Raw genomic sequence first — 13,730 nt, forward strand, 5'->3', positions numbered from 1 at the left:
AGCGTGGCCGTCCGCGCCGGCGACGGTCATCGCACGGCGGCAGCCGTGGCTGGCCTTCTTCGCTCAGCGCTCGCCGATGACGTCCACGTTCCTGGCCGGGGTGAAGCGGAAGGTGCCGGCGGCGAAGCCCGGATTCTTCTTCCAGCCGCTGAAGTCGATCACGGTACGCTGCCCCACCGCATCGACCACTTCCATGCGGCTCAGTCCGCCCTGGCCGAAGCCCAGCGCGGCGTACTGGAAGCTGGCATCGGTTTCGCGCTTGGGGCTCAGCGACAGCCACTGCAGGCCATCGCGCGGGGCCGCTTCCTCGCTGACGTCGTACTGGCGCTCCAGCTGCGCCGGGTTGATCAGCGCGGTCAACGGGCTGTTCTGCTCCTCCTCGCCCTGGCTGCGCACGGTGGCCTGCTCCAGGTCGGGTTCGTAGACCCACACCTTGCTGCCGTCGGCGACGATCAGCTGCGGATGCGGGCGGGTGTACTCCCAGCGGAACAGCCGCGGCGCCGACAGCGCGACGCGGCCGCTGGACGACTCCTTGAGCTTGCCGCGGGCATCAAACACCTGCTGGCTGAACTGCCCGTCCAGGCCGCGCAGGCCGTTGGTGAAGGACTTCAGGTCGTCGCGTGCGCCGGCATGGGCGTCGGCGGCGGAACCGGCGGCAGCCAGGGCGACGGCGATCAACGTGGGACGCAGGAAGACGTTCATGGCGGTTGTCATCGATGGACGGGGAATGGGCAGAGTCTGCCCGGGATAAACTGAATGGGCGGCAATCGCGATCGAATGCCGCCCCGGCATTCACTTGGGCGGCGGCGGTGCCAGCACGCTGCGGTCGCCGTTGTGCTCCGGCGCGCTGACCACGCCGGCCGCTTCCATCGCCTCGATCAGGCGCGCGGCGCGGTTGTAGCCGATCTTCAGGCGCCGCTGCACGCCGGAGATCGAGGCGCGCCGGGTCTCGGTGACGATGCGCAGCGCCTCGTCGTAGAGCGGGTCGGATTCGTCGCCACCGCCGCTGGATTCCGGCAGGCCGGTGGCGCCGACCACCACCCCGTCGCCCATGGTCTGGACCTCGTCCAGCACGCCCTCGATGTAATCGGCCGGGCCGCTGGCCTTGAGGTGCTCGACCACCCGGTGCACTTCCTCGTCGGAGACGAACGCGCCGTGCACGCGGTCCGGCATCGCCGTGCCCGGCGGCAGGTACAGCATGTCGCCGTTGCCCAGCAGCGCCTCGGCGCCGGACTGGTCGAGGATGGTGCGCGAGTCGATCTTGGAGCTGACCTGGAACGCGATGCGGGTCGGGATGTTGGCCTTGATCAGGCCGGTGATCACGTCCACCGACGGGCGCTGGGTGGCCAGGATCAGGTGGATGCCGGCGGCGCGCGCCTTCTGCGCCAGGCGCGCGATCAGTTCCTCGACCTTCTTGCCGACGATCATCATCATGTCGGCGAATTCGTCGATGAAGATTACGATGAACGGCAGCGGCTCGAGCTGGCGCGGCGCCTCGCCCATTTCCGGGTTGGGCTTGAACAGCGGGTCCATCAGCGGCTGGCCGGCGTCGATGGCGTCCTTGATCTTCTTGTTGAAGCCGGCCAGGTTGCGCACGCCCACCGCGCTCATCAGCTTGTAGCGGCGCTCCATTTCAGCCACGCACCAGCGCAGGCCGTTGGCGGCCTCCTTCATGTCGGTGACCACCGGCGCGAGCAGGTGCGGGATGCCCTGGTAGACGCTGAGCTCCAGCATCTTCGGGTCGATCATGAGCATGCGCAGGTCTTTCGGGCTGGCCTTGTACAGCAGGCTCAGCACCATGGCGTTGACCGCCACCGACTTGCCCGAGCCGGTGGTGCCGGCCACCAGCAGGTGCGGCATGCGCGCCAGGTCGGCCACGGTCGGGCGGCCGGCGATGTCCTTGCCCAGCGCCAGGGTCAGCACGCTGGCCGACTTGTCGTATTCCTTCGAGCGCAGCAGCTCGGACAGGAAGATCATCTCGCGGGTGACGTTGGGGATTTCCAGGCCGATCACCGACTTGCCCGGGATCACGTCGACCACGCGCACCGATTTCACCGACAGGCCGCGGGCGATGTCCTTGTCCAGCGAGCTGATCTGGCTGACCTTGATGCCCGGCGCCGGCTCGATCTCGAAACGGGTGATGACCGGGCCCGGATAGGCGCCGACCACCAGCGCATCGATGCGGAAATCCTTGAGCTTGAACTCGATCTGCCGCGACAGCGTTTCCAGGGTCTGCTCGTCGTAGCCCTTGGGTTGCGGCTTGGGGTCGTCCAGCAGGGCCAGCGGCGGCACGTCCGAACCGTCGCCGTTGACGCCCTGGAACATCGGGATCTGGGTCTCGCGCTTGGCGCGTTCGCTCTTTTCGATCACCGGCACCGGGCGCGGTTCGATCTTCACCGGCTCGCGCCTGGCGCGCACCTCGGCATCGACCTTGCGCACTTCCTCGCGCTCCTCGCGCAGCGCACGGGTCTGCTGCCAGGCGCTGGCCTGTTCCTTCTTGCGGTCCAGCAGCGGGCCCAGCGCCAGCACCCACTTGCCGATCTTCTCCATCACCCAGAACCACGACAGCCCCGTGGCCAGGGTGATCGAGGTGAGCAGCAGCACCAGCAGGAACAGGTTGCTGCCGACCGGGCCGAAGCCGCTCTGCAGCGATTTGCCCACCAGCACGCCAAGGCCGCCGCCGGCGCGGGCGACATCGCCCGGCGGCAGGCGCAGGTACAGGAAACCGGTGGCGCCGATCAGGAAGCCGACGATGCCGACCAGGCGCAACGCCGGGCCGAGGTCGTCGTTGCCGCGGTTCTCGCGGTTGAGCCCGAACATGGCGATCCAGGCGACCGCCGCCAGCATCAGCGGGATGAGATAGGCGACGTAGCCGAACAGCTGGCGCAGTACGTCGGCGATCCACGCCCCCACCCGGCCGCCCATGTTGTGGATCGGGGCGACCACCGAGCCGGCCTGCGACCAGCCCGGGTCGGTGGGCGAATAGGTGAACAGGCTGGCCAGCAGGTACAGCAGTGCCGGCGCGATCGCGATCAGCGCCAGATCGCGCCACAGCTTGTTGCGGCGTGGATTGTCCGCGGCGGCCGCCTGCTTGCGCGCGTTGCCGCTCGGGCCAGCGCCCTTGTCACGTTCCGGGACCTGTTTCGCCACCTTGGACCAGACCTTAGAAATGCATGGTTAGTGATTGATATTAAACGACAGGCGGCGCCGTTTCATCCGCCTGTTGCGGCGGGCGACGGGACGGGGGGCGCAAGGACATCGGAGCGCGTGCGGAGCACCGGGAACGGGCTGCGGGCGGCGACGGGAGCGACCGGGCGGGCCGCGCAGTTCCATCCCTGCGCCTTGATTCACCGGAGCCCGGTCTCCACTCTATTACCAGCCCGGACGGTCGCCATGTACCGCGATCGCGCCGCCAATCCCGACTTCCCGCGAGTATACATGAGCACTTCCAGCGCCCCGTCCCTGCCCACCCGCCACCAGAAGCTCGTCATCCTGGGCTCCGGCCCCGCCGGCTGGACCGCCGCGGTCTATGCCGCGCGCGCCAACCTCAAGCCGGTGGTGATCACCGGCCTGCAGCAGGGTGGGCAGCTGATGACCACCACCGAAGTGGACAACTGGCCGGGTGACGCCCACGGCCTGATGGGGCCGGACCTGATGGCGCGCATGCAGGCCCACGCCGAGCGCTTCGACACCGAGGTGGTGTTCGACCACATCCATACCGCCGACCTGTCGCAGCGGCCGTTCACGCTCACCGGCGACAGTGCCCGGTACACCTGCGATGCGCTGATCATCGCCACCGGCGCCACCGCCAAGTACCTGGGCATCCCGTCCGAGGACGCGTTCAAGGGCCGCGGCGTGTCGGCCTGCGCCACCTGCGACGGCTTCTTCTACAAGGACCAGGACGTGGTCGTGGTCGGTGGCGGCAACACCGCCGTGGAAGAGGCGCTGTACCTGTCCAACATCGCCCGCAAGGTCTACCTGGTGCATCGCCGCGACACGCTCAAGGCGGAAAAGATCATGCAGGACAAGCTGTTCGCCAAGGTCGCCGCCGGCAAGATCGAAACCGTGTGGCACCACCAGGTCGACGAAGTGCTGGGCAACGAGATGGGCGTGACCGGCGTACGGGTGAAGTCCACCCAGGACGGCAGCACCCGCGACATCGCCGCGCACGGCTTCTTCGTCGCAATCGGCCACCAGCCCAACACCGACCTGTTCAAGGGCCAGCTGGCCATGAACAACGGCTACCTGGAAATCCGCTCGGGCCTGGGCGGCAACGCCACCCAGACCTCGGTGGAGGGCGTGTTCGCGGCCGGCGACGTCGCCGACCAGCATTACCGCCAGGCCATCACTTCGGCCGGCTTCGGCTGCATGGCCGCACTCGACGCCGAGCGCTTCCTCGACGCCCAGGGCAACTGAGCCCGGCCGTTCCGGCAGCCGGGCATGGACAAGGTGCTCGCCAAGCAACTGCTGTTCCACGGCAGCTGGCTGGTGCTCCCCGCCATCGCCTGGCTGCTGTGGCGCTGGCGCCGCGAGCGCCGGTACCGCCCCGTGCTCGGGGTCCTGCTGCTCGGCTGCGGCCTGTTCGCGTGGGCGCGGTTCATCGAGCCGCAGTGGATCCGGGTGGCCCATACCGAGCTGCCCGGCACCGGCATGCAGGTCCGCATCGCCCTGGTCAGCGACATCCACCTGGGGGTCTACAAGGACCGCCGCTTCCTCCAGCGGCTGGTGGCGCGGCTCGATACGTTGCCGGTGGATGCGGTGGTCATCGCCGGCGACCTGACCTATGAACCGCAGCGGCTGGTGCTGTCCGAGGCGTTCTCGCCGCTGTCGGCGCTGCGGGTGCCGGTCTACGCCGTGCTCGGCAACCACGACCAGCAGGCGCCGGGCCCGGACATCGATGCCGCCCTGCGCACTGCATTGCGCGCCAATGGCGTGCGCATCATCGAAGGCATGCGCTTCACCGATGCCGACGGCATCCGCTGGGCCGGCCTGGGCGACCGCTGGGCGGGCAAGGACGACCCGCGCTTCCTGCGCGAGGTACCCGGGCACCTGCCGGCGATCGTCGTCGCCCACAATCCCGACAGCGCCATGGACCTGCTGCCGGGCGATGCGGCCATCGTCCTGGCCGGCCACACCCATGGCGGGCAGATCCGCATCCCGTGGCTGTACCGCAAGGTCATCCCGAGCGCCCACGGGTTCGACCGCGGCGAACAGGTGGCGCCGGCGGCGGCCGGCCCGGTGCGTGTGTTCACCACCCGCGGCGTGGGCGAAGTCGGCCTGCCGCTGCGCCTGTTCAACCCGCCCACCATCGACGTGCTGCAGCTGCGGCCATGACCCTGCCCCCGCGACTGCGCGTACTCCCGTCCCTGGCACAGGTGGAAGCGGCGCAATGGGATGCCCTGCACGACCGGCGCAATCCCTTCGTCAGCCATGCCTTCCTTGCCGGGCTGGAGCAGCACGGCTGCCTGCGCCCGGAGTGGGGCTGGCAACCCCGGCACCTCACCCTGTGGCACGACGACGCGCTGGTGGCGGCGGTGCCGGGCTACCTGAAGGAGAACTCGCATGGCGAGTTCGTGTTCGACCATGCCTGGGCCAACGCGTACGCGCGGCACGGGCTGGATTATTTCCCGAAGTGGCTGGGCGCGGTTCCCTATTCGCCGGTCACCGGCCCGCGCCTGCTGGCCGGCGACGACACGCGGCGCCGGCAGCTGCTGCAGGCCATCGCCGGCCACGTACAGGAGACCGGGCTGTCCTCGGCCCATGTCAATTTCCATCCCGGCCACGAGGATGCGCTGTTCGACGCGGAGTGGCTGCGGCGCGTGGACGTGCAGTTCCAGTGGCAGCGCCGGCCGGGCTGGCGGAGTTTCGATGATTTCCTGGGTGCGATGGACCACAAGCGCCGCAAGAACATCCGCCAGGAGCGCGCCCGGGTGGCGCGCAGCGGCATCGATTTCCGCGTGGTCCATGGCGACGAGGCGACGGCCGGCGACCTGGAGGCGATGCACGGCTTCTACCTGCAGACCTTCGCCGAGTATGGCAACGCACCGGCGTTGACCCTGCCGTTCCTGCGGCACCTGGCCAGCACCATGCCACGCCAGCTGGTGCTGTTCCTCGCCCTCCAGGACCAACGGCCGATCGCCGGTGCGCTGTGCCTGCGCGGCGGCGACACGCTGTTCGGCCGCTACTGGGGAGGCGCCGCCCTGCCCGGCCTGCACTTCGAGACCTGCTATTACCAGGGCATCGAGTACTGCCTGCGCGAAGGGCTGCAGCGCTTCGAGCCGGGTGCGCAGGGCGAACACAAGCTGGCGCGCGGGTTCCTGCCGGTACCGGTGCGCAGCCGGCACTGGATCGCCGCCCCGCAGTTCCGCCAGGCGCTGCGCGGGTGGTGCGCACGCGAGGAGCGTGATGTCGCGCGCTACATGCAGGCGCTGCGGCAGCATTCCCCGTTCCGCGAAGGCGACGAGGACGGCACTTGAGCCGGGCAGTGCATCCGACTGTGCGTCCCACGCCGCCCGACGCGGCGTTCGCGCAGGCGTAACGGGCGCTGGCTGGGCCGCCGTTGGCGGCAACCTGTCGGCGTGCGCGTCGCAGGCGCACGGGCACTGCATGCCGTTGCGTTGGCGGCTACGGCACTACCGGCGACCTGCGACCGGCATCCGCAGCGCATGGTGCCAACGCCTCGAGCCGCGCATCCAAGCACGTACTCGTGCGCAACGGCCATGACATTACCTGTGCCGATGTGCGCGGCGACGGACTTGGCCATCGGCTTGCGCCCGGCCAAGCCGGATGGCCGTCAGACGCCGTGAAGCGGGACGCGCCGGCAAGCGCGTCCCGCATCGTCGTGGCGGACGTTGCTCAGCCCGCGATTTCCAGCGGCACCGGCGGGAAGTCCACTGCCGTCCCGGCGAGGTGGTTGGTGTAGTTGGTCAGCGTATTGAGCGCGACCAGCGCCACCACTTCCAGCGCGACGGCGTCATCGAAACCGGCGCGCCGGAACGCCGCCAGTTCGTCGTCGCTGACGACGCCCCGTTGTTCGGTCAGGCGCCGTGCGAATGCTGCCAGCGCGGTGTCGTGCGGATCGGCGCCGGTACCGGTGCGCGCCGCATGGATGTCCGCTTCGGACAGGCCGGCGCCCTTGCCGATGAGCGTATGCGCGGCCAGGCAATAGCCGCAGCGGTTGGCCTGCCCGACCGAGAGCGCGACGATCTCGCGTTGGCCGGCGCTCAGGCGACCGCCCGCCAGGGCGTCCGACAGGGCGAGGTAACCGTCGAGCGCCGCCGGCGAGCGGGCAAACGTGCGGAACAGATTGGGCACCACACCGAGCTTGGCCTTGACCGAAGCGAGGGTGGCGGCGACAGCGGGATCGGCCGAGGCCGGGTCGAGCGGAGCGATGCGGGGGGATGCGGCAGTCATGGCGGGCTCCTTGGAAGCCGTGATGGGGAGCCGTTACTGTGCCTACCGGGTTGATACTACTGGTATCATTTAGTCCACTAAAATACACAGATCGTCTCGACATGCACGACCGGCTCAGCGCACTGCTCGACTGCTTCCGCCTGCGCGCCCGGGTCTTCCATACCGGAAGCCTGTGCGACACCGCCGACTTCGACGCCCATGACGGCGTCGGCCACCTTCACGTGCTGCGCGGCGGCACGCTGCGGATCGGCGACGCCGTGGCCGGCGAGACCACGATCGACGAGCCCAGCCTGATCTTCTATCCGCGACCGGCTCCGCACTGGATCCGCGGCGAAGGCACGCAGGGCGCGGACCTGGTGTGCTCGTCCATCGAGCTGGGGGCCGATGCCGGCAACCCGCTGACCCGCAGCCTGCCCGCGCGGCTGGTACTGCCACTGCGCGACAACACGCTGCTGCGCGGCACCCTCGAACTGCTGTTCGAGGAGGCTTTCGCCGGGCACTGCGGACGGCAGGCGGCACTGGACCGGCTCAGTGAACTGATGATTCTGCAGTTGCTGCGCCATTGCATGACTGCTGGCGTGGTCGCACAAGGCGTGCTCGCCGGTCTCGCCGATCCGCGCCTGGCGAAAGCACTGAACGCCATGCACGGCGCTCCGGGCGATGCCTGGACCCTGGACGGCCTGGCGCGGGTCAGCGGCATGTCGCGCGCGCGCTTCGCGGCGCACTTCCACCATGTCGTCGGGACCCCGCCCGGCGACTATCTCGCCGACTGGCGCATCAGCGTCGCCAAGACGCTGCTCAAGCGTGGGCAACCGCTGAAGAACGTGGCGCTGGACGTCGGCTATGCGAGTGCATCGGCATTCGCACGCGCCTTCGCGGCACGGCATGCGGGCACCTCGCCCACGGTCTGGTTGTCCGCATCGGGCGCATCGCCCTCGCACTGAGCACGGACGCCGGACCTGATGCTGGATCGGGGGCCGGCGGATCCCCGGATGCGGCCCGGCTGGCAGGGCCCATGCCGGGAGAAGCCTGCTCCATTACGGCACATGGCCGGCCTTCGCGTCGCGCAGGGAACCCGCGGCGCGTATCCACTCCGCCCGAAGAACTCGCGCTGTTCGATGATGCGCGGGCATCGATGAAACGCAGGCCGGAATCAGCACGCCGGAGCCGGCAGATACAGGCGCGCCCGGTCCCGTGACACCCGATGGCCCGGGTAGCCCATGCCCAGGCGTGCGCCGGGCCAATCGGCTCCCGGCTCGAGACGACGCGTCCGTGACCGTCTGCCTGCGCCAACCCGTTCAATCAGGGCATCGGCATTCCACGGCACGCCGGAAAGCCATTTATGATGCCATTCCGCATCGGCGCGACTGCGTGCCCAGGATCGCGCGAACAGGCTCAGGTCAACCAACACCAGGATGCGCACTCCCCTTGCTTCGTGCCCGCCACCTGCCACGGAGGCAGCAGGCCTCGCCGGGACCTTCATCGTTCCCCGCGACGGCGTCATCGCGCCCGCCGGGCCGGGCATGCTGGCCTCGAACATGCGGCGATCACCCGTGAAACGCTTCCTGCTGCCAGCAGGGTTCTCCTGCACAGCGTTGGCGTCCAGGCGCTGCCCGTTGGTGCAGCGGCAGCACGCCCCATTCGGTGACGGCAACGGCGCATGAGTCGCGCAGCGCATCCATTTCTGCTTGCCGCGCCACCCGACGCGGCGTTCCCGCCGGCGGAGCTCGCGCTGGCCGAGCCCAATGGCCTGCTCGCGGTCGGCGGCGATCTGACGCCGGTACGCCTGCTCAACGCCTATGCCGGCGGCATCTTTCCGTGGTTTTCCGAAGGCCAGCCGATCCTGTGGTGGTCGCCGGACCCGCGCATGGTGTTCCATACCGATGGCGTACACCTGTCATCGCGCTTCCGCCGGGCGCTGCGCGCCAGCGCCTGGACGGTCACCGCGGACACCGCGTTCGCCGAGGTGATGCAGGCCTGCGCCAGTGCGCCACGGCCGGGCCAGGACGGCACCTGGATCACCGCCGGCATGCATCGCGCCTATGTGGAACTGCACCGGCTCGGGCATGCGCATTCGGTGGAGGTGTTCGACGGCCCGCAACTGGTCGGCGGCATCTATGGCGTGGCCATCGGCCGCATGTTCTTCGGCGAAAGCATGTTCAGTGGCCGCAGCGGGGGCTCCAAGGTCGCCCTGGCGGCGCTGGCGCATGTCCTGCATGGCTGGGGCTGGCCGTTGATCGACGCCCAGGTGGAAAACCCGCACCTGCTGCGCATGGGGGCCGTTCACCTGCCGCGCGATCTGTTCCTGGCCCGGGTACGGGCGCTGGTCCGGGAGGCGGAAAGCCCACCGGGCGGGAGCTGGACCCGCCGTTTCGGCCGCTGGCCGGCCGCGGTTCTGGCGGGCGGGAACGCGGTTTAACGCAAACTTTGCATGATGGCGCGGCGCGGGGTAAAATGCGCGGCTTCCGGGCCTGAAAAGGCCATCCGCAGAACCGCACAGGATTACATGTCGAAAGACGACTCCATCGAGTTCGAGGGCACCGTCAGCGAGACGCTGCCGAACACCACTTTCCGCGTTCGACTGGAAAACGGGCATGAGATCATCGCCCACATTTCCGGCCGCATGCGCAAGAACTACATCCGCATCCTTACCGGCGACCGCGTCAAGGTTGAAATGACGCCGTACGACCTGACCAAGGGTCGCATCACCTACCGCATGAAGTAAGCGCGGTAGCCGTGCATCCCCGAAGCCAGCCCTGGGCTGGCTTTTTTGCGTGCCTGCGATCCGCGTGAACCAGGCCGGAAACGACGACGGCGGCCGCAGCCGCCGTCGCCAGGCAGGGCCCTGCCCGCCTCAGACCGTGGCCGGCAGCAGATGCTCCGGCTCGGCCTCGGTCTCGACCACCAGTTCGCCGTCGCGCACGTCGATGCTGACCCTGCCGCCGCCCACCAGCTTGCCGAACAGCAGTTCGTCGGCCAGCGGGCGCTTGATCTGGTCCTGGATGACGCGGGCCATCGGCCGCGCGCCCATCTGCGGATCGAAGCCGTGGCGGGCCAGCCAGTCGCGCGCGGCCGCGGTCGCCGACAGCGCGACGTGCTTGTCCTGCAGCAGCATTTCCAGTTCGATCAGGAACTTGTCCACCACCCGCAGGATGTGGTCCAGCCCCAGCTCCTGGAACTGCACCACCGCATCGAGGCGGTTGCGGAACTCCGGGGTGAAGCTCTTGCGGATCACTTCCATCGCGTCGGTGGCATGGTCCTGCCGGGTGAAGCCGATCGAGCGCCGCGAGGCCTGCGCCGCGCCGGCGTTGGTGGTCATCACCAGGATCACGTTCTTGAAGTTGGCTTCGCGGCCGTTGGTGTCGGTGAGGATGCCGCGGTCCATGACCTGCAGCAGGATGTTGAAGATGTCCGGGTGCGCCTTCTCGACCTCGTCCAGCAGCAGCACGCAGTGCGGCGTCTTGACGATCTTCTCGGTCAGCAGCCCGCCCTGGTCGAAGCCGACGTAACCCGGGGGCGCGCCGATCAGGCGGCTGACCGAATGCGGCTCCATGTACTCGCTCATGTCGAAGCGCACCAGCTCGATGCCCAGCTGCAGCGCGAGCTGGCGGGTGACCTCGGTCTTGCCCACGCCGGTGGGGCCGGCGAACAGGAAGTTGCCGATCGGCTTCTCCGGGTTGCCCAGCCCCGAGCGCGACAGCTTGATCGCCGAGGCCAGCGATTCGATCGCCGGGTCCTGGCCGAAGATCACCATCTTCAGGTTGCGCTCCAGGTGCCGCAGCACGTCCTTGTCGGTGGCGGTGACCTGCTTGGCGGGAATCCGCGCCATCTTGGCGACGATGGCCTCGACCTCCTCGACGTCGATGGTCGCCTTGCGCTCGGCCTCCGGCAGCAGGCGCTGGCGCGCGCCGGCCTCGTCGATGACATCGATGGCCTTGTCCGGCAGCAGGCGGTCGCCGATGTGCTTCACCGACAGGTCCACCGCCGCCTGCAGCGCGTCGTCGGCGTAGGTGACGCTGTGGTGCGCCTCGTACTTCGGGCGCAGGCCCCTGAGGATCTCGTAGGCCTCGCCCACGGTGGGCTCGACGATGTCGATCTTCTGGAAGCGGCGCGCCAGTGCCCGGTCCTTCTCGAAGATGCCGCGGTATTCCTGGAACGTGGTCGAGCCGATGCAGCGCAGCTCGCCGGAAGCCAGCGCCGGCTTGATCAGGTTGCTGGCATCCATGGTGCCGCCGGACGCCGACCCGGCACCGATGATGGTATGGATCTCGTCGATGAACAGCACCGCGTTGGGAACCTTCTTCAACGCGCCGATCACGCCCTTCAGGCGCTTCTCGAAATCGCCCCGGTACTTGGTGCCGGCGACCAGGGCGCCCAGGTCGAGCGAGTAGATGACCGCGTCGGCCAGCACCTCCGGCACCTCGCCGTCGACGATGCGCTTGGCCAGGCCCTCGGCGATGGCGGTCTTGCCGACACCGGCCTCGCCCACGTACAGCGGATTGTTCTTGCGGCGCCGGCACAATACCTGGATGGTGCGCTCGATCTCGTCGCGGCGGCCGACCAGCGGGTCGATGCGGCCGGCACGGGCCTGCTCGTTGAGATTGCTGGCGTATTCGGCCAGTGCGTCGCCCTTGGCCTCGCCCTCCCCGCCCTCGGCGCGGCCCTCGCCGTCGATGGAGGGCGAAGCGTCGCCCTCGTCGCCGGACTTGGCGATGCCGTGGGACAGGTAGTTGACGATGTCCAGCCGGGTCACGTCCTGCTGGTTGAGGTAGTAGACCGCGTGCGAATCCTTCTCGCCGAAGATCGCCACCAGCACGTTGGCGCCGGTGACTTCCTTCTTGCCCGATGACTGCACGTGGTAGACGGCGCGTTGCAGCACGCGCTGGAAACCGAGCGTGGGCTGGGTATCGCGGCCATCATCGTCGGCCAGGCGTGAGACCGAGGTCTCCACGGCCTGTTCCAGATCCCGGCGCAGGCGGTCCAGGTCGGCGCCACAGGCCTTGAGCACGGCCTGGGCGGAAGGATTTTCGAGCAGGGCGAGCAGCAGGTGTTCGACCGTCATGAACTCATGACGTGCCTCGCGGGCGCGCTTGTAGCACTGGCCAATCGTCTGTTCGAGGTCTTTGCTGAACATGGGGGACTCCGACTGCGGTTGGAGACAATATGCGGCCTGACTGCACGTTTTCCATCACCCTACCGGATGCCGGTGTTCAGACGGCGTTAGCAGAGGCCGGACTGGGGCGGCAGCGGCCGTTTCCCACACCGGAAAGCGGCATCCACCGGGGTGGCATGCCCACAATGGATGCGGGTCCGGCGATGGCCAATACGATCACCAGCAGCATGCCCGGAACAGTGCGGACCGCTGGTGGCGCGAGTGCGGTGTGCGCCAGCCTCGCCGGCGCGGCGGGGCGCTCAGGCCCTCTCCATCGTGCACAGCAGCGGATGCTGGTTCATGCGCGAGAACTCGTTGACCTGCGCGACCTTGGTTTCGGCGACTTCGCGGCTGTAGACCCCGCAGATGCCGCGGCCACGGGTATGGACGTGCAACATCACCTGGGTGGCCTTGTCCAGGTCCATGGCGAAGAAGTTCTGCAGTACGGCCACCACGAAATCCATCGGGGTGTAGTCGTCGTTCAGCAGCATCACCTGGTACAGCGGCGGCGGCGCGACCTCGGGCTTGCCGGGTTCCACCAGCAGGCCATGGTCGTTCTCGTGTTGGAGCTTGCGGGGCATGCCCGGAATTATAGCGGCTGGCCCGGTGCAGCTGCGCCGAATTGGACGTGAACACCCTGCCCACCGCACAATTTGCGCCTGATCAACCAATCCCGCAGGGAACGCATGAAGAAGTACGTGGCAGCAATGATGGTGGCGGGCATGTGCGCCGGCATGGCCGGGAACGCCCTCGCCGGCGAGCCCGATGCCGCCGTCGGCCGGCTGCTCGACTCGCTGGAATACAAGTATGAGGTCGACGAGGATGGCGATTACCGCCTGGTGTTCGACATGGAGGACGAACGCACCCAGCTGGTGTTCGTGCGCTCGTCGGTCGAGACCTATGGCGCCCATCGCGTGCGCGAGATTTGGTCGCCGGGCTACAAGGCCCCCGGCCCGCAGTTTCCGGCACTGGTCGCCAACCGCCTGCTGGAGGACGCCAACGACTCCAAGCTCGGTGGCTGGGTAAAGCAGGGCGACCTGGCCATGTTCGTGGTCAAGATCGACGCCGATGCCAAGGCCGACGTGCTCAGCGACGCCATCGACGCGGCGATCAAGAGCGCCGATGCGATGGAACTGGAACTGACGGCGAAGGACGAGTACTGAGG

General features: G+C 68.5%; 12 protein-coding genes. 7 read left to right on the forward strand and 5 right to left on the reverse strand.

The window, feature by feature from the left end; genetic code table 11:
• Positions 1 to 63: 63 nt before the first annotated feature.
• Positions 64 to 702 (reverse strand): outer membrane lipoprotein chaperone LolA, encoded by a 639-nt coding sequence (gene lolA / locus QQA12_RS08365; protein ID WP_226050450.1) that lies wholly within the window; start codon positions 700 to 702, stop codon positions 64 to 66.
• A gap of 90 nt (positions 703 to 792) precedes the next feature.
• A complete protein-coding gene (locus QQA12_RS08370) occupies positions 793 to 3,150 on the reverse strand; it encodes a DNA translocase FtsK (protein ID WP_054665686.1) in 2,358 nt (785 codons plus the stop codon).
• A 288-nt stretch (positions 3,151 to 3,438) separates the two neighbouring features.
• Between QQA12_RS08370 and trxB the strand changes: the two genes are divergently transcribed.
• Genes trxB through QQA12_RS08385 form a run of 3 tightly spaced genes read left to right on the forward strand, consistent with a single transcriptional unit; the run spans position 3,439 to position 6,476 of the window.
• Positions 3,439 to 4,416 (forward strand): thioredoxin-disulfide reductase, encoded by a 978-nt coding sequence (trxB, locus tag QQA12_RS08375; protein WP_056932920.1) that lies wholly within the window; start codon positions 3,439 to 3,441, stop codon positions 4,414 to 4,416.
• A gap of 24 nt (positions 4,417 to 4,440) precedes the next feature.
• Positions 4,441 to 5,334 (forward strand): metallophosphoesterase, encoded by an 894-nt coding sequence (locus tag QQA12_RS08380; RefSeq protein ID WP_226050451.1) that lies wholly within the window; start codon positions 4,441 to 4,443, stop codon positions 5,332 to 5,334.
• The gene (locus tag QQA12_RS08385) at positions 5,331 to 6,476 is read left to right on the forward strand and encodes a GNAT family N-acetyltransferase (RefSeq protein ID WP_226050452.1); all 1,146 of its coding nucleotides are present in this window, start codon (positions 5,331 to 5,333) and stop codon (positions 6,474 to 6,476) included. Before QQA12_RS08380 ends, QQA12_RS08385 begins: the two co-directional genes overlap by 4 nt.
• Before the next feature lie 379 nt (positions 6,477 to 6,855).
• Here QQA12_RS08385 and QQA12_RS08390 read toward each other — a convergent pair whose 3' ends face one another.
• Complete coding sequence (locus QQA12_RS08390; protein ID WP_054665694.1) at positions 6,856 to 7,413, reverse strand: peroxidase-related enzyme; 558 nt, start codon at positions 7,411 to 7,413, stop codon at positions 6,856 to 6,858.
• A gap of 101 nt (positions 7,414 to 7,514) precedes the next feature.
• Here QQA12_RS08390 and QQA12_RS08395 point away from each other — a divergent pair, with 101 nt between their 5' ends.
• From QQA12_RS08395 to infA, 3 genes are all read left to right on the forward strand, one after another.
• Positions 7,515 to 8,357 (forward strand): AraC family transcriptional regulator, encoded by an 843-nt coding sequence (locus QQA12_RS08395; protein ID WP_226050453.1) that lies wholly within the window; start codon positions 7,515 to 7,517, stop codon positions 8,355 to 8,357.
• A gap of 716 nt (positions 8,358 to 9,073) precedes the next feature.
• Positions 9,074 to 9,832, forward strand: coding sequence for a leucyl/phenylalanyl-tRNA--protein transferase (aat, locus tag QQA12_RS08400; protein WP_226050454.1), 759 nt, complete (start codon positions 9,074 to 9,076; stop codon positions 9,830 to 9,832).
• A gap of 87 nt (positions 9,833 to 9,919) precedes the next feature.
• Positions 9,920 to 10,138, forward strand: coding sequence for a translation initiation factor IF-1 (gene infA / locus QQA12_RS08405; RefSeq protein ID WP_005409596.1), 219 nt, complete (start codon positions 9,920 to 9,922; stop codon positions 10,136 to 10,138).
• A gap of 129 nt (positions 10,139 to 10,267) precedes the next feature.
• Here the strand turns inward: infA and clpA are convergent, their stop codons facing one another.
• Together clpA and clpS are read right to left on the reverse strand one after the other, a co-directional pair.
• Positions 10,268 to 12,547 carry an ATP-dependent Clp protease ATP-binding subunit ClpA gene (clpA, locus tag QQA12_RS08410; RefSeq protein WP_226049050.1) on the reverse strand — a complete coding sequence of 760 codons (2,280 nt, stop codon included), beginning with the start codon at positions 12,545 to 12,547 and terminating at the stop codon, positions 10,268 to 10,270.
• A gap of 278 nt (positions 12,548 to 12,825) precedes the next feature.
• Positions 12,826 to 13,146, reverse strand: coding sequence for an ATP-dependent Clp protease adapter ClpS (gene clpS / locus QQA12_RS08415; RefSeq protein ID WP_054665702.1), 321 nt, complete (start codon positions 13,144 to 13,146; stop codon positions 12,826 to 12,828).
• A 105-nt stretch (positions 13,147 to 13,251) separates the two neighbouring features.
• Between clpS and QQA12_RS08420 the strand changes: the two genes are divergently transcribed.
• Entirely contained in the window at positions 13,252 to 13,728 is a 477-nt protein-coding gene (locus QQA12_RS08420; protein WP_054665705.1) for a hypothetical protein, read from the forward strand.
• Positions 13,729 to 13,730: the final 2 nt, after the last annotated feature.

Source organism: Stenotrophomonas sp. 17(2023) (assembly GCF_030345315.1).
In the GTDB taxonomy this organism is placed as follows: Bacteria; Pseudomonadota; Gammaproteobacteria; order Xanthomonadales; family Xanthomonadaceae; genus Stenotrophomonas; species Stenotrophomonas acidaminiphila.